At 41.7% G+C, this 25,084-nt stretch carries 21 protein-coding genes; 9 read left to right on the forward strand and 12 right to left on the reverse strand.

Annotated elements, in window-relative coordinates:
• Positions 1 to 81: 81 nt before the first annotated feature.
• Together FKG96_RS08185 and pyrR are read right to left on the reverse strand one after the other, a co-directional pair.
• Positions 82 to 1,020: an aspartate carbamoyltransferase catalytic subunit gene (locus tag FKG96_RS08185; protein WP_013665507.1), complete on the reverse strand. Its 939-nt coding sequence runs from the start codon at positions 1,018 to 1,020 to the stop codon at positions 82 to 84.
• Positions 1,021 to 1,041: 21 nt separating this feature from the next.
• On the reverse strand, positions 1,042 to 1,593 hold the full coding sequence (gene pyrR, locus FKG96_RS08190; protein ID WP_130856383.1) for a bifunctional pyr operon transcriptional regulator/uracil phosphoribosyltransferase PyrR: 552 nt from the start codon (positions 1,591 to 1,593) through the stop codon (positions 1,042 to 1,044).
• Between the two features lie 287 nt (positions 1,594 to 1,880).
• Between pyrR and FKG96_RS08195 the strand changes: the two genes are divergently transcribed.
• Positions 1,881 to 2,042 carry a lmo0937 family membrane protein gene (locus FKG96_RS08195; protein ID WP_130856384.1) on the forward strand — a complete coding sequence of 54 codons (162 nt, stop codon included), beginning with the start codon at positions 1,881 to 1,883 and terminating at the stop codon, positions 2,040 to 2,042.
• 10 nt (positions 2,043 to 2,052) lie between these two features.
• On the opposite strand, the gene FKG96_RS08200 is transcribed toward FKG96_RS08195, so the two are convergent.
• From FKG96_RS08200 to FKG96_RS08220, 5 genes are all read right to left on the reverse strand, one after another.
• Entirely contained in the window at positions 2,053 to 2,472 is a 420-nt protein-coding gene (locus FKG96_RS08200) for a DUF983 domain-containing protein (RefSeq protein WP_013665509.1), read from the reverse strand.
• Between the two features lie 293 nt (positions 2,473 to 2,765).
• The gene (locus FKG96_RS08205) at positions 2,766 to 3,611 is read right to left on the reverse strand and encodes a neutral zinc metallopeptidase (RefSeq protein WP_013665510.1); all 846 of its coding nucleotides are present in this window, start codon (positions 3,609 to 3,611) and stop codon (positions 2,766 to 2,768) included.
• A gap of 90 nt (positions 3,612 to 3,701) precedes the next feature.
• Complete coding sequence (locus tag FKG96_RS08210) at positions 3,702 to 4,028, reverse strand: DUF3276 family protein (protein WP_013665511.1); 327 nt, start codon at positions 4,026 to 4,028, stop codon at positions 3,702 to 3,704.
• A 210-nt stretch (positions 4,029 to 4,238) separates the two neighbouring features.
• Positions 4,239 to 4,454: a hypothetical protein gene (locus FKG96_RS08215; protein WP_013665512.1), complete on the reverse strand. Its 216-nt coding sequence runs from the start codon at positions 4,452 to 4,454 to the stop codon at positions 4,239 to 4,241.
• Positions 4,455 to 4,776: 322 nt separating this feature from the next.
• On the reverse strand, positions 4,777 to 7,050 hold the full coding sequence (locus FKG96_RS08220) for an aconitate hydratase (RefSeq protein WP_013665513.1): 2,274 nt from the start codon (positions 7,048 to 7,050) through the stop codon (positions 4,777 to 4,779).
• Between the two features lie 424 nt (positions 7,051 to 7,474).
• On the opposite strand from FKG96_RS08220, the gene FKG96_RS08225 reads away from it, so the two are divergent.
• The 4 genes from FKG96_RS08225 (at position 7,475) to FKG96_RS08240 (ending at position 13,043) form a co-directional block, all read left to right on the forward strand.
• Positions 7,475 to 8,428, forward strand: coding sequence for an acetyl-CoA carboxylase carboxyltransferase subunit alpha (locus tag FKG96_RS08225; protein ID WP_013665514.1), 954 nt, complete (start codon positions 7,475 to 7,477; stop codon positions 8,426 to 8,428).
• Between the two features lie 678 nt (positions 8,429 to 9,106).
• On the forward strand, positions 9,107 to 10,657 hold the full coding sequence (gene guaA / locus FKG96_RS08230) for a glutamine-hydrolyzing GMP synthase (RefSeq protein WP_149105311.1): 1,551 nt from the start codon (positions 9,107 to 9,109) through the stop codon (positions 10,655 to 10,657).
• A complete protein-coding gene (locus FKG96_RS08235; RefSeq protein WP_013665517.1) occupies positions 10,614 to 11,861 on the forward strand; it encodes an ABC transporter substrate-binding protein in 1,248 nt (415 codons plus the stop codon). Before guaA ends, FKG96_RS08235 begins: the two co-directional genes overlap by 44 nt.
• Positions 11,862 to 11,870: 9 nt before the next feature.
• Positions 11,871 to 13,043: an RsmB/NOP family class I SAM-dependent RNA methyltransferase gene (locus tag FKG96_RS08240; RefSeq protein ID WP_130856387.1), complete on the forward strand. Its 1,173-nt coding sequence runs from the start codon at positions 11,871 to 11,873 to the stop codon at positions 13,041 to 13,043.
• Positions 13,044 to 13,047: 4 nt separating this feature from the next.
• On the opposite strand, the gene FKG96_RS08245 is transcribed toward FKG96_RS08240, so the two are convergent.
• From FKG96_RS08245 to FKG96_RS08260, 4 genes are all read right to left on the reverse strand, one after another.
• Positions 13,048 to 14,301, reverse strand: coding sequence for a sodium:proton antiporter (locus FKG96_RS08245; RefSeq protein ID WP_130856388.1), 1,254 nt, complete (start codon positions 14,299 to 14,301; stop codon positions 13,048 to 13,050).
• Between the two features lie 268 nt (positions 14,302 to 14,569).
• Positions 14,570 to 15,136, reverse strand: coding sequence for a MarC family protein (locus tag FKG96_RS08250; protein ID WP_130856389.1), 567 nt, complete (start codon positions 15,134 to 15,136; stop codon positions 14,570 to 14,572).
• Positions 15,137 to 15,347: 211 nt separating this feature from the next.
• The gene (locus FKG96_RS08255) at positions 15,348 to 16,829 is read right to left on the reverse strand and encodes an amino acid permease (protein ID WP_013665521.1); all 1,482 of its coding nucleotides are present in this window, start codon (positions 16,827 to 16,829) and stop codon (positions 15,348 to 15,350) included.
• A gap of 201 nt (positions 16,830 to 17,030) precedes the next feature.
• Complete coding sequence (locus tag FKG96_RS08260; protein WP_149105312.1) at positions 17,031 to 19,247, reverse strand: sodium-translocating pyrophosphatase; 2,217 nt, start codon at positions 19,245 to 19,247, stop codon at positions 17,031 to 17,033.
• A 289-nt stretch (positions 19,248 to 19,536) separates the two neighbouring features.
• On the opposite strand from FKG96_RS08260, the gene FKG96_RS08265 reads away from it, so the two are divergent.
• Genes FKG96_RS08265 through FKG96_RS08275 form a run of 3 tightly spaced genes read left to right on the forward strand, consistent with a single transcriptional unit; the run spans position 19,537 to position 22,370 of the window.
• Positions 19,537 to 20,922, forward strand: a complete 1,386-nt coding sequence (locus FKG96_RS08265; protein WP_198140335.1) for an APC family permease — start codon at positions 19,537 to 19,539, stop codon at positions 20,920 to 20,922.
• Between the two features lie 6 nt (positions 20,923 to 20,928).
• Positions 20,929 to 21,846 (forward strand): helix-hairpin-helix domain-containing protein, encoded by a 918-nt coding sequence (locus FKG96_RS08270; RefSeq protein WP_130856391.1) that lies wholly within the window; start codon positions 20,929 to 20,931, stop codon positions 21,844 to 21,846.
• Positions 21,843 to 22,370 carry an adenine phosphoribosyltransferase gene (locus FKG96_RS08275; RefSeq protein ID WP_013665526.1) on the forward strand — a complete coding sequence of 176 codons (528 nt, stop codon included), beginning with the start codon at positions 21,843 to 21,845 and terminating at the stop codon, positions 22,368 to 22,370. Before FKG96_RS08270 ends, FKG96_RS08275 begins: the two co-directional genes overlap by 4 nt.
• A 276-nt stretch (positions 22,371 to 22,646) precedes the next feature.
• On the opposite strand, the gene FKG96_RS08280 is transcribed toward FKG96_RS08275, so the two are convergent.
• On the reverse strand, positions 22,647 to 23,558 hold the full coding sequence (locus FKG96_RS08280; RefSeq protein ID WP_130856392.1) for a DUF6263 family protein: 912 nt from the start codon (positions 23,556 to 23,558) through the stop codon (positions 22,647 to 22,649).
• A gap of 290 nt (positions 23,559 to 23,848) precedes the next feature.
• On the opposite strand from FKG96_RS08280, the gene FKG96_RS08285 reads away from it, so the two are divergent.
• Positions 23,849 to 25,021, forward strand: coding sequence for an acyl-CoA dehydrogenase (locus tag FKG96_RS08285; RefSeq protein WP_130856393.1), 1,173 nt, complete (start codon positions 23,849 to 23,851; stop codon positions 25,019 to 25,021).
• The last annotated feature ends 63 nt before the right edge of the window (positions 25,022 to 25,084 follow it).

Raw genomic sequence — 25,084 nt, forward strand, 5'->3', positions numbered from 1 at the left:
AACAAATGTTAATAACCTCTTACTATAACGGCAATAATTGTGAAATAATGTGTACGATAAATATTTTTGATTGATGCTTCCTTAAACACGTTTTCCGGCAAGGAGGTACAATACAGCCATTCTCACTGCTACGCCATTTTGAACCTGATCCAGAATAATCGAATGTTGGCTGTCGGCCACATCACTTGTAATTTCTACACCACGATTAATCGGTCCGGGGTGCATGATGGTTATCTTTTTATCTAAGGATTCAAGTATCGTTTTATTCAAACCATACAGCATCGAATATTCTCTTAAAGAGGGGAAATAATTGATATCCTGACGCTCCAGCTGAATTCGTAACATATTGGCTACGTCGCACCAGTGAAGCGCCTTGAGCAGGTCATGCTCCACTTTAACGCCCAGCGAAGTAATATATTTAGGAATAAGCGTTGTAGGACCGCATACCAGTACTTCGGCCCCGAGCTTTTGTAAGCATAAAATATTGGAAAGGGCGACCCTTGAATGTAAGATATCGCCAATAATGGCTACTTTTTTTCCGGCAACATCGCCATATTGCTCTCTTATAGAAAACGCATCGAGCAAGGCTTGTGTTGGATGCTCGTGTGCTCCATCTCCTGCATTTATAATTTGGGCATCGACATGTTTACTTAAAAAAACGCCTGCACCGGGATAAGGGTGTCGCATAACAATCATATCTACCTTCATTGCCAAGATGTTATTTACCGTGTCAATGAGTGTTTCGCCTTTGCTGACTGAAGAAGAAGAAGCCGCAAAGTTGATGACATCTGCCGACAGACGTTTTTCGGCGAGCTCAAAGGACAGTCTGGTGCGTGTCGAGTTCTCAAAAAAGACATTGGCAATTGTAATATCACGTAATGAAGGTACCTTTTTGATTGGGCGGTTGATGACATCCTTAAAAGTGGCTGCTGTGTCCAATATCAGGTGGATATCTTCTGCGGACAAGTCTTTTATGCCTAATAAGTGTTTGGTGCTTAGCTGTTGTGCTGTTTCTGCCATTGTATATGCAATCAAAAATTTCTAATTGTTTTCTTCTGTTAGAAGGATGATTTGGTCTTGCGTGTCCGTTTCGTGCCAGTTAACAATGACCCGTTGCGAATTAATGGAATCCACTTGAATGCCAATATAGTCTGGCTGAATGGGCAGATGTCTTGAAAATCTGCGATCAACAAGTACCAGTAATTCCACCTTTTCAGGGCGGCCAAAAGCTTGTATGGCATCTAACGAAGATCGGATCGTCCGGCCTGTCCACAGTACATCGTCGATCAGGATGACTTTTTTGTTCTCGATCACAAAATTTATGTTTGTACTGTTAGGAACTAGCGGACCGTTTTCTTTGCGACGAAAATCATCCCGATAGAAAGTAATATCAAGCTCACCGAATAAAATGGAGTCGATCTGTAATATTCTTTGTAGTTCTTCCCGTATCCGTTTTGCCAAGTAAATGCCCCTCGGTTGGATACCGATGATCACTGAATTCTTGAAGTCATGATGATTTTCAATTAACTGTTGGCAAAGACGTTGAATGGTGATTTGAAACTTTAGACCACTTAATAATATAGATTGTTGCATTAGAAATCTGTTTGGTTGAGCGTATAAAACCTTGTTTTTTTCTTTTTCCCTGCTAATCCTCGTAATTGCCTCAAGCTAATGGAATTATTCTATTTTATTTGCAAAAATAGATAAAATTGGTCTCATATGCAATGACCGAAAGGCTGTTCGTCATTCAATGAACATAAAAACATAGTTGACGGTAAGGGAGAAATGAATGTGGATATGCGAATTGATTTATTGTGATGACCGATGCCGGAAAACAAAAGATATACTTAAATGGTTGTTCTTGTATTAGACAGGATATTATGAGAGCGTTATTTTATATTATTGCTATTATATTGTTGATTGGGTGGGCTTTGGGTACTTTTGTATATGCCGTGGGAAACTTGATTTACATACTATTGGTGCTTGCCATTGTCGCGCTTGTTTTAGGCTTGGCACGCAGGAATATTCGAAAAAGCCAATAGGTGCTGTTTTTTATGCGGGTGTCTGATCGTTTTTATTTCCTGATAAATCCGGTCTATATTTGAGCGTCGGATCTAACCAATACATTTGTATAATGCGCGAGTATCGATAGTTGAGAGGAGCCAAAAGCAAAATTCCCGGAATGATTATGCCAACATATAGCCAGGGATTGTCGGATCCGCCGGATAAAACGAACGTCGCTATTCCAAGCGTTACTATTTCTGCTACATTAAATACGTAGGTAACGTACATGGCTGTATAAAAGTAGCCTGGGTTGCGTTCAAAAGTTAAACCACAATGGCCGCATTCTTCATACATGGTATTGGAGAAAAAGCTCTTGAACATATTGCCCTGTCTACAACGTGGACATTTTCCTTTCAACATGGCAGGAAAGGCGGGAATAAACTTGCTTGAACGGCTATCTTGAGTCATGTAAATTGAACAATTTGATTTGCTGAATGTGTGATTTTAAATCGTAATTATCACCCTGACTGGTCGAGGCTATTCTCAAATGCGAGAAATATCCATGCGATCCTCCCGCAAACTTAGACAAATTTATTTTTATATGCATGAAAACGGTACGTATACAGGATAAATTTGCTTCTTACCTTCGCTGAGCTTGGTTCTCGTTGGCCACTAGTCTTTATAGAAGAAATAGATAGAATCAAAGTCCGACTTTAGTCTTAACCCCTTTTAAAAAAATGACATTTAGGGCGCGGGAAGCTCTACCGATCGTTATTAAAAGTATCTCCCTGGTTAACATCCCCTGTTTGATAACCTTTTTTAAACCAGTAAACTCTTTGCGCTGATGTCCCGTGTGTAAAAGCGTCGGGAACAATCTGACCCTGAGCCTGCATTTGAAGCTTATCATCTCCTATTGCATTGGCCGCTTGTAAGCCAGCCTCAATGTCACCTTCCTCGAGTAGCTGTTCTAACTTATTGGCATGATGTGCCCATACACCGGCTAAAAAATCCGCTTGTAGTTCTAGCTTAACGGATAATTTATTATACTCCTTCTCACTTAAACGGGTACGCATTTGTTGCACCTTATTCATTGTGCCATTCAAATGCTGTATATGATGGCCAACTTCATGGGCAATAACGTAGGCCATTGCAAATTCTCCCGGAGCACCGAACCGGTTTTTTAGTTCATCGTTGAAACTTAGGTCAATAAAGAGTTTTTGATCGGCAGGGCAGTAGAAAGGTCCCATAGCGGTCATGCCTGCGCCGCATTCAGTAGCAGTTTGGTCGCGGAACACGACTAAAGTAGGCGTTTGATAGGCAGCGCCTTCTTGCTCAAAAAGATGACTCCAGACATCTTCAGTGCTAGCTAAAACCGTCCTGACAAAGGATGTTAACTCTTTTTCTTCTTCACTGATTTCTACGGGTTGTTCCTGTTGCGGCGCAGCAGTTTGTAACTGTTGCAACACCTGTCCGGGATCACCTCCTAAAAAACTGACGATTAGCGCAATGACTATCGCCCCGATTCCGCCACCAACTGCTAAACCTCTTCCGGACATACCTCTTCGATCTTCGAAGTTGTCACTTTCTCTTCTGCCTTTCCAGCGCATAAATATATAAGATTAATGGTTATGCTTGGTAAACAAAAAAAGCCTCAAATGGTTGAGGCTCTTAATTGATTTCAGTCAATTAAGCAGTCTTTAGAACGAAAAATCGTCATCCTTTTTAGCGTCAGCTGTTATGCCATTTTCACTGAACTCATAACGTTTTTCAACTACTTCTTGATGGGCCTTAATATAGTCAACAGTTTCATTAAGTCCTTCGGCAAACTTTTCAAAGTCTTCTTTGTACAAGAAAATCTTATGTTTTACAAACACGCCGTCTTCCAGTCTTTTTTTACTTTCTGTAATGGTTACATAGTAATCATTCGATCTCGTGGCCTTCACGTCAAAAAAATAGGTGCGCTTTCCTGCTCTAACCTTTTTTGAAAAAACTTCTTCCCGTTCTTTGTTGTCAAAATCTCCCATTGTCAAATCTTTAAGTTTAAGTTCTCCGATTCGGTATAAATATAAATCAATATTTTCTAATAATGCAAATAGATTTTAACAATGGCTGAAAAAACTAGTTTATTAAAAGCTTCTTTTTTGAAAAAAAACGACCTGACAGCTCATTCTCGCTTTTTTTTCTCTTTTTTGGGGTCTAATAAAAAAATGAAAAAATATTATGCGTTTAAACGACTATTTATCCAATAAATAGTCAAAGCGATCGCCAAAGTCCTCATCATTTCGATGACTTTTAATCATGTCATCATCTAAATCTACACGGTAATTTCTAAATGGTATTTCCGCACCTAGACTTTTCAATAAAGTATAAAGCGAGTTTAGGTCAAATTCAGATCGCTGTAAACGTATCAAATATTGATTGTCAGTGATTTCAATTTTGAAGCTTTCCATGGTCGTAAACGTGTTTTTACCAAAGTTTGGAATCACGTATGAGCTGTGGATTAATTTTATGTGAAATTTTAGTTAAAAGACGAGTCGTTAAGGAGGGAGCATGGGGAAGTGGTTGAGACGTTAAGTTGTTGAGTAGGGAAATGGTTGAGTAGGAAAGTAGTTAATTGGCCTATGAGCCAATTATTTGTAAGTGTTTGCTTTTTTCGGTACTCGTGAGCTTCCTACGGTCGGTCACCACTGAAAGCTGACAGCTGATATCCGAAAGCTAATCGCTTATAGCAAAAAAAATAAAGGTGCTCCCCAAAGAGCACCTTTATTTTTTTTAAGCCTGTTGAGCTTGATTCTTGCGAATAATATTCAAAGCACCACCGGCTTTGAACCACTCTATTTGCTGTGCATTGTACGTGTGATTCACCTGAATGCGATCTTCACTTCCGTCTGTATGATGCAATACAACAGTTAATTGTTTATCAGGAGTAAAATCAGTTAGACCGATAATATCAATCGTATCGTCCTCCTTGATTAAATCATAATCAGCAGGATTGTTGAAGGTTAATGCCAACATGCCCTGCTTTTTAAGATTTGTCTCATGAATACGGGCGAAGGATTTGACCAATATCACACGAACACCGAGATGACGAGGTTCCATGGCCGCGTGTTCTCTGGAAGAGCCTTCTCCATAGTTTTCGTCTCCTACAACGATTGTGTTTATTCCAGCCGCTTTGTATGCACGTTGTGTCGCAGGAACTGGACCATATGACCCTGTTAACTGATTTTTAACATTATCAGCGGAGTCATTGAAATAGTTGATAGCTCCTATCAACATATTATTTGAAATATTGTCTAAGTGCCCACGGTATTTTAACCATGGTCCTGCCATTGAAATATGGTCCGTCGTACATTTACCTTTTGCTTTGATAAGCAGCTTTAAGCCGGTAAGGTCTGTACCTTCCCATGCTTTAAATGGTTCAAGCAGTTGTAAGCGATCCGATGTTGGACTTACGATTACCTGAACCTGGCTACCATCCTCGGCAGGGGCTTGATACCCGGCATCTTCAACAGCAAAACCTTTAACCGGTAGCTCAAGGCCTTGTGGCTCGTCCAATTTAACTTGCTCACCTTTTTCGTTTGTCAGTGTGTCCGTTAAAGGATTGAACAATAGCGATCCTGATATGGCCAAAGCCGTCACAATTTCAGGAGAAGCTACAAAGGAATGTGTATTCGGATTCCCATCGGCACGTTTCGCAAAGTTACGGTTGAAAGAAGTGATAATCGAATTCCTTTCCTTCTTTTCAGCACCATGGCGAGCCCATTGACCAATACAAGGTCCGCAAGCGTTGGCTAAAACAACACCGCCAATTTTATCGAAAGTTTCTAAGAAACCATCACGCTCAACGGTATAGCGAACTTGTTCCGAGCCTGGCGTAACCGTGTATTCTGATTTAGCAACTAAATTCTTCTCTACTGCTTGTTGTGCCAATGAAGCTGCGCGGCTGATGTCTTCGTAAGATGAGTTTGTACAAGAACCGATTAAGCCTACTTCCAATTTTTCGGGCCAACCGTTTTCTTTAACAGCAGTTGCAAATTTTGAAATAGGCCAAGCCAAATCAGGCGTGAAAGGACCGTTGATATGAGGCTCCAATTCGGAAAGGTTAATTTCAATTACCTGATCGAAATATTGTTCGGGATTTGCATACACCTCAGCGTCACCTGTAAGGTGTTCTTTAATGCCATTTGCTAAATCAGCTATATCGGCACGATCGGTACCACGTAAATAGGCCTCCGATTTTTCGTCATAACCGAAAATCGAGGTTGTAGCACCAATTTCTGCACCCATATTACAAATAGTGCCTTTACCCGTTGCCGATAAAGAACGCGCACCCTCTCCGAAATACTCCACAATGGCACCGGTTCCACCTTTTACAGTTAAAATGCCTGCAACTTTTAATATAACGTCTTTTGCTGCTGTCCAGCCACTTAATTTGCCGGTTAATTTTACACCGATCAGTTTAGGGAATTTTAGCTCCCAAGGGAGCCCGGCCATTACATCGCAAGCATCAGCACCGCCGACGCCAATAGCAATCATACCTAAACCGCCCGCATTTGGTGTGTGCGAATCTGTTCCGATCATCATACCACCGGGAAACGCATAATTTTCTAATACGACCTGGTGAATGATACCTGCTCCCGGTTTCCAAAATCCGATACCATATTTATTTGACACCGAGGCTAAGAAATCATAAACCTCTTTGTTTTGATCGGTTGCTACTGCCAAATCAGTTTCTGCACCAACTTTGGCCTGGATTAAGTGATCACAATGTACAGTCGAAGGAACGGCTACTTGTGGCCGGCCAGCCTGCATAAATTGAAGTAAGGCCATCTGTGCCGTTGCATCCTGCATTGCTACACGATCCGGGGCAAAATCTACATAAGATTTTCCACGGCCATAAGCCTCATTTGCTTCACCATCCCAAAGATGGGCATATAAAATTTTCTCAGTTAAAGTAAGAGGTTTACCGACAACTTTGCGGGCTGCTGCTATACGGCTCTCGTAGCGTCCGTAAACCGCTTTGATCATTTCAATGTCAAATGCCATTTTATAAATGTTTTATTTGGATTTTACAATGCTTTAGGGGCTGTTGTGGAGCAACAAACCCAGCTAAATTGCTTTGCTGCACTCATTATCAGCTATTAAAGCGAGGCGAATTTACAAAAAAAAGAGATGAAATGTATATCTTTAGGACTTAAGGCCTTATTTGGAAATGTTCTAAACAGTATGGGTTTTAAGTTCTAAGTAATACGTTATACGCATCAGTTTGTGCTGGAGATACTCACATCCGCGCCTCACAACTAAAATTGCATTCCGAGATAGGCTTCGACTTAGCTGAACTAAGTTGAAGCCGACTGCTGACCGCCTAATACCTAAAACCTAACAGCTAACACCTATTACCGCCCTACATTGAAAGAATTTTTAGGCTAATAAAAAAATATCCGTACCTTAGCAACCCCAAATTTTCTTTATGGAAACAACATTTGATTTTGAAAAGCCGATTGCTGATTTATTAATGCAAATTGAGAAGGTGAACCAAGTGGCTGAGAAGACAAAGGTGGATATGTCTGCCACGATCACCGAACTGCAAGGGAAATTAGAGGAAACCCGCAAGGAAATCTATAGCAATCTGAACGGCTGGCAAAAAGTGCAAATGGCACGTCATGCAGATCGACCGCAAACGCTTGATTATATTCAGATGATCTGTGAAGATTTTGTAGAATTACATGGTGACCGCAATGTGCGTGACGATAAGGCCATCGTTGGCGGCTTAGCGAAACTGGGCGGTCATTCCGTAATGATTATTGGTCATCAGAAAGGGAAAAACACCAAAGAACGTCAATTCCGTAACTTCGGTATGGCTAACCCGGAAGGATATCGGAAAGCTTTAAGGTTAATGCGCATGGCTGAAAAGTTTGGAAAACCAGTTATTACATTCGTTGATACCATGGGCGCCTATCCGGGTATTGAGGCCGAAGAGCGTGGGCAGGCTGAAGCGATTGCCAGAAACCTACTGGAAATGTCGGTTTTAAAGGTCCCTGTTATCTGTATTATTATAGGTGAAGGTGCTTCCGGTGGAGCGATCGGTATCGGTATAGGAGATAAAGTATATATGTTAGAGCACTCCTGGTATTCGGTTATATCGCCCGAGTCCTGCTCCTCCATATTGTGGCGAAGCTGGGATTATAAAGAAAAAGCTGCGGAGTGCTTAAAACTCACTGCGGAGAATATGTACAGCAATGGTCTTATTGACGGTATATTGCCTGAACCCTTAGGCGGTGCTCATCAAGACCCTGAGCAAATGGCAAACACAATAAAAGAACAGCTTATAAAAGATATCGTCGAACTAAATGATAGACAGATTGATACACTTGTGAATGACCGTATCGAGAAATTCTGTTCGATGGGAGTAGTCGTAGAGTAATTTTGCCTTTTTACCAGCTAAACAACAGCCAGAGATTACCTTCGGTGAGCTTCCCGTTGGTCGGTTTCGCTTTAAAAGGAACATTTTTTTAATGAACTTTTCTTGATAAAAGTTGAACAAACCGAAGAGTGGAACAATGAGCTCATGAACTCATCTGAAAACAAGCACGAGTGAATAAATCAAGGTAGTGTAGGCTACTTTGCAACTGATTGCAAAGCATCACTAGCGCGTATTGGAGCCGTTTCACTTCCTCAATCCGCTTAGATAGTGCAATATGAGCAGAAACTACACATGTTTTGCTGCTCGTTGCATCAGTATCCTCCAAGGCCGTTTTTCCCGTGCGCAAGGCTTATTAGGGCTAAAGAAATAATACGTCCGGTTAAAAGCATCAACTGTTGGTTTCTGAAGATGTCGCCTAGGAAATTTGCGGTTTGCACGTTGATGCACTACCGTTGTAGCAAAGGTCCAAGCGACGAGTTTTTGCGTCACTTTTTGCGGAAACCACGAAGTAGCATGAGTACCTTTTAAAACAAACAATAACGAATAAAAGTGACTAAAAAAAACGTTCTTATAATATATACACCTTCATCCAAAGGTTAAAGGCGAATTCCTTAAGACTACAGCAAGCTTTTTGTTTTTTTGCCATAAAAAAGTAAACAAAATACCTAACTTTGGCCCATGCAAGAAAAAATTATTATTCTTGACTTTGGTTCGCAGTACACACAGTTGATCGCTCGCCGGGTCAGAGAGCTAAATGTATATTGTGAAATACATCCTTTCAACCATCTTCCAACATTTGACGAGTATGTAAAAGGTGTAATTTTGTCGGGCAGTCCTTCATCTGTTCGTCAGGATGATGCTCCACAAATCAACTTTAATCAATTTCACGGAAAAATTCCGCTATTAGGCGTTTGCTATGGAGCCCAGTATATAGCACAACATTCGGGGGGCGAAGTAACGCCTTCTGAAATCAGAGAATATGGGCGTGCAAACTTACTGTTCGTTAATCAAGAAAGTGCCCTGCTTAAAGGTATTCCTTTAGATTCTCAGGTATGGATGTCACACGGTGATACCATTAAATATGTGCCGGAGGGTTTCGAGATTATCGCGAGTACGGATAAAGTGCAGGTAGCGGCGTATCATGTTAAGGATTCTAATACCTATGGTATTCAATTCCATCCCGAAGTGACCCATAGTTTGGACGGGAAAAAGTTGTTGGAGAATTTCGTGCTGAATATCTGTGGCTGCAGCCAGGACTGGACGCCGGATACTTTTATTGAAACAACAATTGCAGAGCTAAAAGATAAACTTCAAAATGACCATGTAATTTTAGCACTATCGGGAGGGGTAGACTCTTCCGTGGCAGCCGTGCTTTTACACCAGGCAATTGGAAAGAACCTGCACTGCATTTTTGTCGATAATGGTTTGCTTCGTAAAGACGAATTCGAACAAGTGCTCGATTCGTATAAACACATGGGATTAAACATCAAAGGTATCGATGCAAAAGCACTTTTCTATGATAAGTTGAAAGGGGTAACCGATCCCGAGAGAAAGCGAAAGATCATTGGCGGTGCCTTTATTGACGTGTTCGACAGTGCAGCGCACGAAGTGCAGCAAGAGCTGCCGGAAGGCGTGGAAGTGAAGTGGTTGGGGCAGGGAACTATTTATCCGGACGTCATTGAATCGGTATCCGTTAAAGGTCCTTCCGCCACCATTAAATCGCATCATAACGTAGGAGGCCTTCCCGATTTTATGAAACTGAAAGTGGTGGAGCCTTTAAATACCCTATTTAAGGATGAAGTGCGAAGGGTAGGAGCTGCCTTGGGAATCGATCCACTTATTTTAGGCCGCCATCCTTTTCCGGGACCTGGATTGGGCATACGAATCCTGGGCGAAATTACCGCCGAAAAAGTTAATATCTTACAGCAAGCCGATGCCATTTATATCAGAAACTTACGCGAGTCGGGCTGGTATAATAAAGTTTGGCAGGCTGGTGCTATCTTTTTGCCCGTGCAATCGGTAGGAGTAATGGGGGATGAGCGTACATATGAATACGTTATTGCGCTCAGAGCCGTTGGATCTTTGGATGGGATGACAGCAGACTGGATTCACCTTCCTTATGATCTTTTAGCAAAAATATCAAACGAAATTATTAATCACGTAAAAGGGATAAACCGAGTTGTTTATGATATTAGTTCAAAACCACCGGCTACCATTGAGTGGGAGTAAAATACTGGTTTTTGCACTGCTTTTGAGTGTGCTGGGAGCTTGTTCGCCTAAGGTCCTGAGACCGGGAGGCCGTAAGGAGACAAAAGAACCCACTAAGGAAACGCCGGACAAGAAAGTTAAAGATCGGGAGAAAGAGGCTGTGGAGAAGCGTGCACATTTCAATAATATTGCACTGTTACTACCTTTCCAGTTGGACAAAGTGATCGATTCTGTACCGAATAAACGGGATGTGGAGCGGTCTAGCTTAGCCTTGGATTTTTACCAGGGTTTCAAGTTAGGCTTGGATAACCTTACGTCAAGCGGCGATAATTTTAAACTTGATGTGTTGGACACGCGTGATAATGTTGCTGAGGTCAGAAAAATAGCGGTAGGGAAAAGCATAACAGAGGCCGCATTAGTTGTAGGCCCGGTCTTTCCAACTGAAATCAACGCTTTCAGTGATGTGGCGAATCTTAGCGGTAAATTGCAGATTTCACCCTTGGCGGCTCGTAGCCCCTCCCAATATCAGACAAACAAATTGGTAACGGTAACGCCTCCGATTGACATGCATGCGCAGACCTTGGCAAATTATATTGCCTCGGAATATGAAATCGGAGATCACGTAGTAATATTAAACAATATTGATGAGGATAGTGAAAAGCTCCTCGTTCCTCTTCGTGCAGCACTGGATAAAAAAGAGGTGAAATACAGCGAACTCAACGAATTAAGCGAGATAGAGGCTAGTTTAAATACCGTTGGGAAAAATATAGTTATAAATGCTTCGACTAACCAATTTTTTATTGCTCAGCTGTTGGCAAGTTTAAATAAGTTGAAAACGGAGAGTGCTTATGACATTTCACTTATCGGTCATCCCAACTGGAGTAAGCTGGATTTAAATCCGGAATATTTATCGGCACTTCGTACCTGTATAAGCTCTTCCTATTTTATTGATGAAAAAAAACCGGAAGTACAGCAGTTTAGAAAAGACTATTTTTCGCTCTTTAAAGTGATTCCTTCAGAATTTGCCTTTAAGGGATACGATACCGGCGTATTCTTCGGCCGCTTATTAGCTAAATATCCAACGGATTATGCCGAGAAGCTTGTCAAAGAGAAACATATGGGGGCCTCCATTGGCTTTGAATTCGTACATGATCCAGCGTTAGGTTACATCAATACCAGTGTACGTTTATTGCGCTTTAATGGCCAATTTTATAGACCCTTTTAGGAAAAATTAATGAATGAAAAACGTCTTTCACAGCAACTAAGAAGCTTTGAACGTCTTTTAGATACCTATGTAAAGGGTAAGGAGCCACTTTCCAGGTTTCTTACCCTTTTTTTTAAGGAAAACCGACAAATGGGATCGAATGATAGGCGTACGCTATCTCGATGGAGCTATAATTATTTTCGGTTAGGTGAGGGGCTACCGGCTTTGCCGGTATTGGAACGTCTAACTATTGCCGAATACCTGTGCTGCACGGAAAGCGATGTCGTGGCTCTGTTAGATCCTGCTTTGAGTCATACAATAACAGAGACGATTGATGGAAAATTACTTCTATTAGCCAATCGTTTTTCTTTTGATGTTCATGAGGTTTTTCCTTTGATAGCGCACGTCTCAGCAGATTTGGATACCGGTCTTTTCCTAAAGAGTCTGTTTCGACAGCCCAAGCTTTTTTTAAGGCTTCGTCCGGGAGCTGAAAGCATTGTCTTAAAGTGCTTAGAACGTAACCAAATCAATTATGAGCGAATCGGGCGGTCGTGCCTTGCGCTGGAAAATGGGACGAAGCTTGATCAGTATGAAGAACTTCGTGGGATGTATGAGGTGCAAGATCGATCGTCGCAGCAAACCGGCGACTATTTTGAGGCGAAAGCGGGTGAAAAATGGTGGGATGCATGTGCCGCTTCGGGAGGAAAATCGCTCTTGTTAATGCAAACTTACCCAGGGGTCAATTTATTAGTGAGCGATGTTCGATCCAGCATATTGAGAAATTTGGATGAACGTTTTGAGAAAGCAGCCATTAAGGATTATCGGAGAAAAATTATTGATCTTACCAAAGATCCGTCCATTATTCTTGGGAACGATACTTTCGATGGTATTATACTGGATGCGCCGTGCTCAGGGTCGGGAACTTGGGGTAGGACCCCGGAAATGATGCAACAGTTTAGCGAGGGGAAGTTGCGTTATTTTGTTGATTTGCAGCGGCGTATTTTGCAAAATGTTATACGACATTTGAAAGTGAATAAGCCCTTAATCTATATTACTTGTTCTGTATATGGAGCGGAAAATGAAGAACAAGTCGCTTTTGCAGAAAAATTAGGTTTGCGCCTTGAGCGGGCGACGCTCTTAAAAGGGTATGAAAACCGGGCGGATACCATGTTCGTTGCCCGGCTCATTAAAAATCCGTTGTAACTTACTAAACGTCTTCGGTTGCAATTTGCCGGGCCTTATTGGTTAGCTTACCAATTGTTAAACCCTGTACAAGGATGGAGAAAAGAACAACATAGTAAGTAATCGAAAGCAATAAATCTTTATTCAAATGGCTATCTATAGAGAGTGCCAACGCTACGGATACACCACCTCTTAGACCTCCCCACACAAGAATGGTAATCGTTGCCCTATTAAATTTAGTCTTCATCGGAATGATATTAACCGGCAGCCATATCGAAACAAAGCGAGCTAGCAAAACCATTGCGATGCTTATTATACCGATCAACCAATAGTCACCAATATTCGTTATAAGAATGAGTTCAAAGCCAATAATCAAGAATAATATGGCATTCATGATTTCATCGATTAATTCCCAGAACTTATCTAAATAATCTTTAGACACTTCGCTTAGCGCAAAGCTACGTCCGTAGTTTCCAACCACTAACCCGGAAGCTACCATAGCTAAGGGGCCGGACATATGTATCGCACTTGCCACCAGGTGGCCACCCATTACCACCGCAAGGGTAATCAGAACTTCCACTTTATAATTGTCGATTTTTCCTATTGTTTTAGAGGCGATATAACCTAGTAGTAATCCCAGTGCTACACCGCCAAGCGCTTCTTTCGCGAGCAACCAGGAGATGCTACCGAACGATAAATCTACATCTTCACCTTGCGCAAGCTGTAACATAATAATGAAAACTACAACAGCAATCCCATCATTGAAGAGGGATTCACCGGCAACTTTTGTCTCCAATGATTTGGGAACACCTGCTTGTTTTAAAATACCTAAAACGGCTATTGGATCAGTTGGTGAGATCAGTGCGCCAAAGAGTAAACATTGAATGAGCGGTATTCCCATGTGTAACCATTGCAAGATGTAAAATAGCATAAAGCCGACGGCAAAAGTAGAGATGATAACACTTACAGTAGAAAAGACCATTACCGGCGCCTTTTGCTCTTTCAAGTCACTTAACCGGATATGGATTGCCCCGGCAAATAATAAAAAATTTAACATCGCTCCCATGAGCACTTCTGTAAAATCAACGGAGGAGATAAAGGTGGAGAATTCCTGAAAGGTATGAGGGAAAATCTTGTCGGTCAGAATAAGACCCAATGATACCAAAAGGGCAATCACCATAACGCCAATAGTAGAAGGCAGTTTTAAAAACCGTTCGTTTATATAAGAGAAAACGGCTGAAAGGACGATAAGTACAGAGAATGAGTAGTATAATTCCATATAAAATTCGGTTTTCCCGTAAAATACGAATTTTTCCCCTGCTTAGCAAGTTGAAGTAGCTAGTAGTGAGTAGGGAATAGTTAGTAGTGAGCTAGTAGGGAGTAGGGGATAGTTAATAGTGAGGGTCGTGGCAGTCGGTTTGTAATAGTGGCAGTAGCAGTAACACTGGCGAAAGCCGATAGCCGAGCGCTGAAAACAAGTTGTAGAATCGCTACGGAGGCAGGCTTTTGACTTTTGACTTTTGACTTTTGGCTTTTTACTTTTGAATTTACAATCCTGTATTGCTTCTGAAAAGTTTGATAGCAATAGCCAGCAGGATTACTCCGAAAGCTTTTCTTAACACAGCTAATCCCGTACGCCCCAAAAGCTTTTCCAAGCGATATGTGTTTTTTAATACAATATAAATGATAGCTATGTTAATCAGTATGCCGACAATGATATTCTGTGTGGCGTATTCTGATTTAAGAGAGAGAATGGTGGTCATGGTTCCGGCTCCGGCGATCAGCGGGAAGGCTAAAGGCACGATGGAAGCCGTTTCAAAGCTGTCATCCTTAAAGAAAGTCATCCCTAAAACCATTTCCATAGCAATAAAGAAAATAACCAATGAGCCGGCAATTGCAAAAGAAGCAACATCAATTCCGATAAGCTTCAGCATACTTTCACCTATGAAGAGAAAAGCGATCATGAGTATCATGGCCACAATGCTTGCTTTTCCTGATTCAATTTTTCCTGCTTTTTGACGGAGATCAATAATAATCGGAATGGATCCTAATATATCGATGATCGCAAAAAGGATCATCGTAACAGACGCAATTTCCTTAATGTTGAAAAACATGTTTTTGGTTTTATAAATCAAACTTATATAAAACTTGGTTTATATCCAATGGCTATATTTTCCTGCCGTAATTGAATCGAATATTTAGCTGACCGGATTGTTAGAGAACGTTTAAGTTGCCCATTTGATGTACGGCGACGCAACACAAAAGCAGGCGTTGGCTATTTACGGTTTCCTTATTCACAATAAAAGGGCCGGCCGGCCCTTTTATTTATGGAGTGTTATCACGTTCAGCTGCCAGTCGTGCAAGGCTATGTGATTTACTATAACCGAAATAGATGATAATACCCAACGCCATCCAGATCGCTAAACGCTCCCAGCTTTCTATGGGAAGGCCAGCCATCATCGTAACACAAATAATAATACCCAAGATTGGAATGAGGGGTACAAGCGGCGTTTTAAAAGGCCGATCTAACTGCGGGTCTTTTTTTCTAAGTATAATTACACCAATGCAGACAAGCGTGAAAGCAAATAATGTCCCTATACTTACCATATGGCCTAAATCAGAAACAGGTACAAAACCGGCAAAAATACTGACGAAGACCATGAAAAGTAAATTAGATTTCCATGGTGTTTGGTTTTTAGAGAGATCAGAGAAGAACTTTGGCAATAAACCGTCTTTACTCATGCTATAAAATACGCGGCTCTGTCCCAGTAACATCACCAGAATAACGGAAGTATAGCCGGCCAGAATCGCTATCATTAACGCTAAATTCAAAAATGTATAACCGGTTTTAGCAAACGCTGTAGCTACAGGTTTTGCATCACCTTCAAAGGCGGTATAATGTTCCAATCCTGTCATCACATAAGAAAATGCCACATATAATAGTGTACAGACAAGTAATGAACCGATAATACCGATAGGCATTCCTTTTTGAGGATTTTTAGCTTCTTGTGCCGCAGTACTGACGGCATCGAATCCAATAAATGCGAAGAATACAACACCTGCACCTCTTAGCACACCGCTAATGCCAAAATGCCCAAAGTCGGGGCTACTAAAAAAGTCGAAGAAACCTATTTTGCCGGCTTTTAAAGCTTCCTCTCCGGCATTTGCAGGGATAAAAGGACTGTGGTTTGCCGGGTTGATAAACTTCCAGCCTAAGGCGATAAATATTAATACAACCGCTATTTTCACGATCACAAGAAGGTTGTTCACAAAAGAAGATTCCTGTGTTCCTCGCATCAATAAGAGCGATAAAAGACATACGATGACGATAGCCGGGATATTGATCATACCACCTTCCCACGGGCCATGTAAGAGAGAAGCAGGCAAGTGGATGCCGATTTCGGCTAAAAATTGAGAAAAATATTGCGACCAGCTTACCGATACGGTTGCTGCGGCCAAGGCATATTCCAGGACAAGGTCCCAACCGATAATCCAGGCAATAAACTCACCCATGGTGGCATAAGAATAGGTATAAGCGCTCCCGGCAACCGGGATCATAGATGCAAATTCAGCATAACATAAACCGGCAAAGCCGCACCCGATAGCTGCAATGATAAACGAAAGTATAACAGCCGGTCCGGCATTATCCGCAGCAGCAATGCCCGTCAGTGAAAAAAGTCCCGCACCGATGATAGCGCCAACTCCTAAAGCTACTAGATGATAACTTGATAAGGTTCGTTTTAAGGTGCCTTCTCCACTTTCTTGTGCTTCCTTAATCAGTGAGGGGATCGATTTTTTATAAAACATAAATGTGGTTTTTACTTTGTGGTTGTGTGAATTGTATTTATTGTTAAAATATGGTGTGATTTTGCTAAAATAATGTAATGTTTGGGTGATTTGATGTCTTTTTTACTTAAAATCATTATCTTTTATTAAAAGAAAGTCAAACCTACAACTTTTATTTGAGAAACAAAGAAGGCGCTAAGTTATTTTAGCGCCTTCGAAGGGTTATAGGTCGTATTTTTGTGTATTTGTTACATTCTGTCGGCTGGTTGCCGTCTGAAAGGCTTCTGTTTTTGGCTTTGCTTGTTTACTGCTAATCGTATGTTTGTTAACATTGATATGAGGAGCGATGATAAGTGACACAATTGACATCAATTTAATTAAAATATTCATTGACGGACCGGAAGTGTCTTTGAAAGGATCTCCCACTGTATCGCCCGTAACAGATGCTTTATGAGGTTCTGATTTTTTATAATAAATTTCGCCGTTAATATGAGCGCCTTTTTCGAAAGACTTTTTGGCATTGTCCCAGGCGCCACCTGCATTGGACTGAAACATTCCCATGAGGACACCTGAAACCGTGACGCCCGCTAACAAGCCTCCCAATACTTCCGGACCAAAACTGAAACCAACTACAATCGGCACAATAAGAGCAATGGCGCCGGGTAACATCATTTCCCGGATCGAGGCTTTGGTCGAAATTTCAACGCATCGGTTATACTCGGGTTTGGCCTTATATTCCATGATTCCAGGTATTTCCCTAAATTGCCTCCTAACCTCTTGTACCATATCCATGGCGGCCCTACCTACGGCTGAAATACATAAAGCGGAAAAGATAAAAGGAATCATACCGCCAACAAATAAGCCGGCAAGCACATCGGCTTTGTAAATATCTATCTGATCGATGCCGGCAATTCCAACGAAAGCTGCAAATAAAGCTAAAGAGGTTAGGGCGGCAGAGGCAATGGCGAAACCTTTACCGGTTGCTGCGGTGGTATTTCCGACGGCATCCAGGTTATCGGTCCTGCCGCGCACCTCCTCTGGGAGCTGGCTCATCTCAGCAATCCCCCCTGCATTGTCGGCGATGGGTCCGAAGGCATCGATAGCTAGTTGCATGGCTGTGGTCGCCATCATGCCCGCCGCTGCTATTGCAACCCCGTATAAGCCGGCAAAATGGTAAGATCCGTAAATACCTGAGGCTAAGACAAGAATAGGAAGAACAGTAGATTCCATCCCTACTGCTAAACCTGCAATAATATTGGTTGCATGACCGGTCGATGATTGTTGAACAATAGATCTTACCGGCCTTTTAGACATGGCTGTATAATATTCAGTGATAATACTCATGAGTGCCCCTACAATCAAACCAACAACGATGGCTAAATAAGTGTCGGTTTTGGTGAATTCAAATCCCCGGATAACCATTGTGTCCGGTAATAACCAGTTTACCGCGAAAAAAGATGCGATCGCTGTCAATACAATGGAGCTCCAGTTGCCCACATTTAGTGCCTTTTGTACATTTCCGTTTTCGTTGGAGATCTTTACCAAAGATGCACCGACGATAGAAAATAATAGGCCTAGGCCCGCAATGAGCATGGGTAGCAGAATTGGTGCAATGCCGCCGAAATTATCGTCGGAGACAATTTCTCTTCCTAAGACCATCGTAGCAAGGATGGTAGCCACATAAGAACCAAATAAGTCGGCTCCCATGCCCGCCACATCGCCCACATTATCGCCTACATTATCGGCAATGGTTGCAGGGTTCCTTACGTCATCTTCCGGAATGCCCGCTTCTACTTTTCCGACAAGGTCTGCGCCCACATCAGCAGCTTTGGTATAGATGCCGCCTCCAACACGTGCAAATAGCGCAATGGATTCGGCCCCTAGAGAAAATCCTGCCAATACTTCCAATGCTCTCTCCATCTCTAGCCCATTGATGTCGCCATTTGTATTGATAACGTAAATGGTATAAAAGACAATAAATAGAGAACCAAGACCTAAGACGGCTAAACCGGCTACGCCGAGTCCCATAACCGTACCACCGGTAAAAGACACTTTCAAGGCTTTCGCCAAACTCGTGCGAGCCGCCTGGGTAGTCCGTACATTGGCTTTCGTTGCAATATTCATCCCGATGTAGCCGGCAAAGGCCGACGTAACCGCTCCAATCACAAATGAGACTGCGATAACCCAACTGGAATACGGACTTAAGGTGCCCGACCACGCTAATAATATACCTGCAATAACGACAAAATAAGACAATATCTTCCATTCGGCCTTTAAAAATGCCATGGCACCATTCGCAATATGACCAGCTAATTCCTGCATGGTTGAATCACCTGCATCCTGCCTGCTGACCCATCTTGATTTGCCGATCATGACCAAAATTCCTATAAGCCCTAACATCGGTATGATGTAAATTAAATTACTGTGTAGAAAATCCATAATTTCAATTGAGTTTATAATGTATCTAAAGGTTTTATCTAAATGGCTCCGTTACCCAACGTAAGGTAAAATAATTCGCTGAAACCGAGATGTAAATAATATTGACACAGATGGCAATCATTATTTACTCGAGCTCTCAGCAGCAAATACAAATAAAATAATTCGCTGAAAATAAACAGGGTTATCGAGATAATCAAATTTATTTTTTTAAAAAATCACAAAAATATTTTTCTACATTCGTTTTGAATAACCCGAAGCCACGATGAATCAAGCACAATCCGAAAATCATATGAAAAAAGAGTTAGGCCTATTAGATGCGACCATGTTGGTGGTTGGATCCATGATAGGCTCAGGCATATTTATTGTTAGCGCCGATATTGTACGTCAGGTTGGAAGTGCCGGATGGTTGATTATTATATGGCTGCTTACCGGTGCCATTACGCTTACGGCAGCCTTAAGCTATGGTGAACTTTCTGCCATGTTCCCCAAGGCCGGAGGACAATATGTTTATCTTCGGGAGGCCTATAATCGACTGATTGCTTTTCTGTACGGTTGGGCTTTGTTTGCCGTTGTTCAAACAGGGACTATTGCAGCGGTTGGTGTTGCGTTCGCTAAATTTACGGCTTACCTTTTTCCGGCAGTAAGTGATGAGCACATCTTATATCAGTATAATATATTTCAGTTAAATGCGGCCCAAATCACAGCAATTGCCGTGATTGTCTTGCTCACATGGCTTAATACAAGAGGCGTAAAAAATGGTAAGATTTTGCAAACAGTGCTTACCATCGTTAAGATACTCTCTTTAGGGGGATTGACTATCCTGGGATTGATAACTGCTTTTAAATCGGAAATATGGAATTTGAACTGGACAGATGCCTGGACGCCTAAAACATGGGATTTCAGTGGCGAGATGTTTGTCAATATCAGCGGAGCCGCACTTTTTGCAGCAATTGTATCAGCGATGGTGGGTTCTTTGTTTTCCAGTGATGCCTGGAACAATGTGACATTCATAGCAGGGGAAATAAGAAACCCTGAACGCAATATAGGGTTAAGCCTTTTTTTAGGCACATTGATCGTGACAGTTATTTATGTGTCTACCAATGTCATGTATTTAGCTACGGTTTCTTTACAGGATATCGCTTTTGCACCGGCTGATCGCGTCGCTGTTGTGGCTTCTCATGCCATTTTCGGCAATGTCGGTACCGTCGTAATCGCTGTTATGATTATGATTTCGACTTTTGGCTGCGACAACGGACTCATATTATCCGGAGCACGCGTTTACTATACCATGGCAAATGATGGTGTTTTTTTTAAACAAGCAGGAAAGCTGAACAGGTTCGAAGTACCTGGCTGGGGGCTATGGGCTCAATGCGTTTGGGCTTCGGCACTCTGCTTGACAGGTAAGTATGGCGACTTATTGAACTATGTGATTTTTGTCGTATTGATCTTCTATGCGTTAACGATCATCGGCGTATTTATTCTTCGTAAGAAACGACCTGATATACCCCGGACCTATAAAGCCTTTGGGTATCCGGTGCTTCCTGCTATTTACGTCATAGCTGCGTTCTCAATTTGTATCGGACTGCTAATTTACCAGCCTACCTTTACTTGGCCGGGACTGATTATTGTATTGATGGGCATTCCTGTATATTATTTAATTGGGAATAAAAACTAATCAAAAATGTTGAGAAGACTGCAAAGGCATTTTGGCTTTCACAGAAGAGAGTTGAACGGCATTTCCGGTTTACTTTTTTTAATCGTGGTTATATGGCTGATTCCGCTTCTGTACAGTATGTTTTATGAACCGGATAGTCCCCGTATCGAAGTCTTGGAAGCGGATTGGAAGGATGTGGAGATTGACCGCTCCGAAGAGCTTGGCGCACAAGCATCAAAGCAAGAGGCCGTCGCACATTATTTCAAATTCGATCCGAATGATCTACCAATAATCAAGTGGCAACAGCTGGGACTTAAAGAACGCCAAATTAAGAATATTAAGAATTTTGAGGCGAAGGGAGGCCGTTTTAGGAAAAAAGATGACCTACTTAAAATATATACAATTTCACAGGATGATTATAAACGTCTCGAACCCTATATAACTATCAAAAGCGTAGAGACAGCAACGCGATCTCAAAGTGATTTCCCTATTCGTCATCCTATAGAAAAAATACCTACATCCGGCAAGGCGCAGATCGTGCTTTCCGTATTGGATTTAAACAAGATAGACAGCCTTTCCTTGCTTCCCTTGCCTGGAATTGGACCGGTGTTCGCCTCGCGCATCATTCGTTACCGCGATTTATTAGGCGGTTTCTATTCAGTTTCGCAACTTCGGGAGGTATATGGAATGGATACGATAAGATACCAACAAATTGAACCCTATTTAAAAGTTGATAGTACCGATGTAAAACGCATCGCGATTAACAGCATAAGTCTTGACGAGTTACGGAAGCATCCTTATATCAAAGCGAAGTATGCACGGCTGATCGTCGCTTATAGAAATCAACACGGTAACTATAAAAACTTGGAAGATTTATCACGAATTCCTGTATTCGATGGGAAATATTTGCGTAAAATTGCACCCTATATAATATTTGATCAATGATTGACAATCTGCTGAAAGCTACTATTCGAGATATTGTAGATTTTCCCAAGCCCGGTATCGTATTCAAAGATATTACCCCAATACTAAAAAATGCCCATCTGTGTAATCTCGTGATTGAGGAGTTTGCAACACGCTTAAAAGAGGTACACTTCGATGTAGTCGCCGGCATTGAAAGTAGGGGCTTTTTGTTCGGTTTGATGTTGGCAAATCATCTAGGAATACCGTTCGTTCCGATAAGGAAGGAGGGGAAATTACCTGCTCAAACAACCAAGCAATCCTACGATCTGGAATACGGTTCAGCTACTATAGAGATGCATACCGATGCTTTTGAACCAGGCGCTCGCGTTTTGATTCATGACGATTTGCTGGCAACCGGGGGAACGGTAGTCGCTGCTAGTAAGCTGATTCAGCAACTTGGTGGAATAATAGCAGGATATAGTTTTGTAATAAGTTTAGATTTTTTAAACGGGAGACAACGTCTCTTGCCCTATAGCAATCAGCTTATCTCCCTTGTTAGTTATTAATTATTAGTTGAGTTGTTGAATAGTGAAGTCGTTGAATAGTAGTTACAGCTCGCTACTTAAAGACTTCCAAACTTATCTACTAGCAGCTTTCGAAGTTGGCTTTCGGCTTTCGGAAATCAGTTTTCGGTCGCACCGGCCCTTCCCACTATCACATCGGCTAACCGACCGTAGGAAGCTCATGAGTGCCGAAAAAGCAAACACTTACGAATAATTAACTACTTTCCTACTCAACTATTTCCCTATTTAACGACTTCCAAACTTAACTACTCAGCAACCCTACAACGCTTTTCCCGTTAATGTAATTTTAGAGGTAATCTTCATAGGAATCTTCATCCCCTGTGCGGAGATGTCACCACTGATTTGCTGATTTATTGTGCTCGAGTTGATAAGACCAGTGGAGCTGTCCACTTGAACCTTGCCATCCTGAGTCCCTGTAAGGTTGATTTGCATATTGCCCAAAGGGCTTTCAGAGTTGAGAGGGCTTAATTTAATCGTTGAATGTACCGAAATATCAGCTTGTTTTCCATTGATGGCGGTTAAGGTGTATTGGTTTTGCAGGTCCATCTCCATCATACCGGCCATTGGCATTTTGAAGTCTTTCTGCCAGCTTTCATTGGGTTGAATTTCTTTGTTTGGGTAGATATTTAATGAGACATTCATCATGTTCATGAAAGCCGAATCACTAAATTGCTGTTTCAACAACTGTTGCGTGCTTGCTTCTCCACCGATGGAATTCAAAACATCCTGCATGCCTTCGACTTTCGTCACTTCCCCTTCGGGACTTAAATACATAAAAAAGCTTTTGCCAACCATTTTTCCAACTGCTTTTAGCGGGCTTTCCGGATTGTCTGTACGCTTTGAGTCGAAATGAAAATTTCCTTGAGGTGTTTCCATGTTGATTGCCATCGTTTGATAAGTGCTCTTGATTTTCATACCCTGAGTATTGCTCTCAACCACTTCATAGATATAATCTACCTGCGTTTGTTGCTTGATGTCCATCTGATTTCCCATCACTTCCTGATTGACGAGTTGGTCAATGCTGGTGCTAAAAAGATAAGAAGCACCTTTTTTTAGGTTCATCTTTAATAGCACGGATTGTTTGCCTTGTTCTTCTGCCGTTTTATTATGGGCTTTTACAATGGTTAAGGCAGATAATAAGAGTAAGAATATGGAAATTTTCTTTATCATTTTGATTGCATTAAATGTGTTTAACGAATATAAGACACGTGTTTAGAAAGAATGTTACGAAAATCTCTCCTAAACGCTGATCAATTGTTAAGAGTGGATAGTAAAGTATTGCTGCACTACTAACCCTTACGTATCACACAAAACTTATAACTTACAACTTAATACGATTCTAAACGAATAGGCTTTGATTTTATACCAAATACTGTTTTGTTATTTTTAAATATTGATTTTATATTCTTTTTTAAGATATAATTTGGTTATTATTGTATATTACCATATTATAAATTATTATGCTTGAAAATAGAGAAACATCTTATTTCTCGTCGGACCATCAATCCATGATTCGGGAAATGGTACGTGACTTTGCACAAAAAAATATTCTTCCACATGTTATGGAATGGGACGAAGAGCAGATTTTTCCTCGCGAATTGTTTGGTCAAATGGGGGCTTTGGGACTAATGGGGGTATTGGTGCCTGAGCATTACGGCGGGGCTGGACTCGGTTATCACGAATATGTTGATGTAATAGTCGAAATTGCGCGTGTGTGTGGAGGGATCGGCCTTTCCCTGGCAGCGCATAATTCACTCTGCACCGGACACCTGCTTACTTTTGGAAATGAAGAGCAAAAGGCCCGCTGGTTGCCGAAGCTAGCTTCGGGGGAATGGATCGGTGCTTGGGGGCTCACTGAGGCGAATACAGGGTCTGATGCATTAAATATGCTTACAACTGCTGTTTTAGAGGGCGACCATTATGTTATCAATGGAACCAAAAATTGGATTACCCACGGAAAGAGCGGGGATATTGCGGTGGTGATGGCCCGTACGGGTAATAAAGGTGAGTCAGGTGGAATTTCTGCGTTCATGATCGAAAAGGGTACACCTGGCTTTACGCATGGAAAAAAAGAAAATAAGTTGGGGATGCGTGCATCCGAAACAACTGAACTTATTTTAGACAATGTTCGTGTACCAAAAAGCAATTTATTGGGCGTGGAGGGAGAAGGGTTTAAGCAAGCGATGAAGGTATTGGATGGCGGACGAATATCAATAGCGGCTCTAGCCTTGGGAATTGCCAAAGGGGCACTGGATGCAGCTATCACATATAGTCAGCAACGCCATCAATTCGGACAGCCAATAGCAAATTTCCAAGCGATATCGTTCAAAATAGCGGATATGGCTACTGAAGTAGAAGCGGCTGAACTCTTAATACAAAGAGCTGCAGAATGGAAGAACAAGGGAATCCCTGTAACGAAAGCTTCCGCTATGGCTAAATATTATGCCTCTGAAGTGGCTGTGAAGGTTGCTACAGAAGCCGTTCAGATTTTTGGTGGATATGGATACACCAAGGATTTTCCAGTGGAAAAGTTTTACCGGGACGCGAAACTTTGTACGATAGGAGAAGGTACTTCCGAAATACAAAAAATGGTCATTTCCAGAGAAGTGCTCCGAGCTGGAAAAAGCGATTAAAAATCATGATTGCTGTATTGGATAAAAAAATGGCGGTAACGAATAATTGCAAAACCATGACGG

It is taken from the genome of Olivibacter sp. LS-1 (assembly GCF_008245145.1).
Classification (GTDB): domain Bacteria; phylum Bacteroidota; class Bacteroidia; order Sphingobacteriales; family Sphingobacteriaceae; genus Olivibacter; species Olivibacter oleidegradans.